A 1585-nucleotide genomic window follows, 5' to 3' on the forward strand; every position below is an offset into this window, starting at 1 on the left:
GCCTGGGTGTATGTCGATGCGCAGTTTGCTCCGCGTGGGTATCCTGTCGAAGGCGGATGCGATTGCCGCTACATCCGGTATCGCCTGGCCACCGCGCCGATGATCGTTCACTGCTGCCATTGCCGCTGGTGCCAGCGCGAATCCGGCGCGGCGTTCGCGCTCAACGCAATGTACGAGGCTGATCGCGTTGTGCCTCTTGAAAATGAGCCTGAGGTAATTGACACGCCCTCCGCGAGCGGCGCGGGCCAGAAGATCGCCAGATGCCCGAAGTGCCGTGTTGCGGTCTGGAGCCACTATGCCGGCTCAGGTCCGGTAATCAAATTTGTACGGGTCGGGACAGTCGACGATCCAGACATGATGCCTCCGGATGTCCATATTTTCACCAGTTCGAAGCAGCCCTGGGTGATCATTCCTTCAGAATCACCCGCCTTCGCTGAATACTATGACCGCAAGGTGGTCTGGTCTGCCGAAGCCCTTGCACGCCGGAAAGACCTTCTGCCGCAAATCGAGGCTTATCAAGCCGCACGGCGCTGAGATTTCCCGGCATCGATTTCAACACGCCTAGGCCGGCTGGACAGGGATTGTGCTGCCCTTCTCCGCTTTGCCAGGCACCTCCATGTCATTTCGTCAGGGAATCGAGCGCGCGTTCGCGTTGGGCTCGCGTCATCTGGCGTGCCTGTCGAGGAGCGGCGGGTGCGGCCGATACAAGCGCGACATTGGTGAGCACCGGCACGGCACGGCGTACGTCTACCGATGGGCAGTTGTTGCTTGTGTCAAAAATCAGATGCCCACTGGGAAAGACCGCAGGCAGCTTTTCGTGGATCTGGTAGCTCATGTCTATTGGGGGCGCTTCACCCGAATAAAGGACCTGGTTGCTGGGGTTAAAAACGGTGTAGCACGCCATGGCGGGCGCGACCAAGGCCGTCAAGGACAGCGCCACTGCGCATTTCAAGTAAGTCATGAGTTTCTCCCGCACGCTCCGGGATCAGAGGTGCAGTGAAAAGCATATGTCATATGTGGGCTGCGTCAAGTCGGACGGCACCGCCACGTCGTACGACAATCTTCCCGTTTCGCTCAAACTTTGGGCAAATRCCACCGGGCAGGCCGGCTCACCAGGTTCCGGCAGGCCTTTTTGCGCGAATGGCGGCCCCGATGGCTGCTGCGGCGTCGGGCCGGTTGCCTTGCTCGGCAAACTGCAGGGCCGTCAAACCCAGCTGGTTTTTGAGTTGCGGGTCGGCGCCCTCTTCGAGTAGAAGCTTCACCGCGGCAGTTGTGCCGTACATGGCAGCCATCATCAGCGGGGTGGTGCCATTGGGAGACTCGGCATCAATATAGGCGCTTTTTTCCAGCAGCAGGCTGATGATGGCAACATGACCGCCACTGGCGGCGTAATGCAGTGGCGTCCAGCCGGTCTTGTTGACATCGGCGCCCTGCTTGACCAGCTTCTCGGCCAGACTCTGATGGTTCTTGAGGGCAGCCAGCATGAGCGCGCTTTCCCCCTTGTCGTTGAGGGTGTTGACGTCGGTCTTGGGCGAGTCAACCAGTACCTGAGCTGCTCTGAGCGATGGCTCCTTCAGCGCGAGAA

Annotated in this window: 3 protein-coding genes; 1 reads left to right on the forward strand and 2 read right to left on the reverse strand. The window is 59.9% G+C overall.

Annotated features, from left to right (window positions below; genetic code table 11):
* The first annotated feature begins 6 nt into the window (after positions 1-6).
* The gene (locus AC1D0Z_RS21325; RefSeq protein ID WP_477660157.1) at positions 7-534 is read left to right on the forward strand and encodes a GFA family protein; all 528 of its coding nucleotides are present in this window, start codon (positions 7-9) and stop codon (positions 532-534) included.
* 85 nt (positions 535-619) lie between these two features.
* Here AC1D0Z_RS21325 and AC1D0Z_RS21330 read toward each other — a convergent pair whose 3' ends face one another.
* Together AC1D0Z_RS21330 and AC1D0Z_RS21335 are read right to left on the reverse strand one after the other, a co-directional pair.
* Positions 620-961: a hypothetical protein gene (locus tag AC1D0Z_RS21330; RefSeq protein ID WP_477660155.1), complete on the reverse strand. Its 342-nt coding sequence runs from the start codon at positions 959-961 to the stop codon at positions 620-622.
* Positions 962-1109: 148 nt separating this feature from the next.
* The coding region (locus tag AC1D0Z_RS21335) for an ankyrin repeat domain-containing protein (RefSeq protein ID WP_477660156.1) at positions 1110-1585 on the reverse strand (476 nt) is incomplete at its 5' end.

The sequence above is a fragment of the Polaromonas sp. P1_E3 genome, from assembly GCF_056405935.1.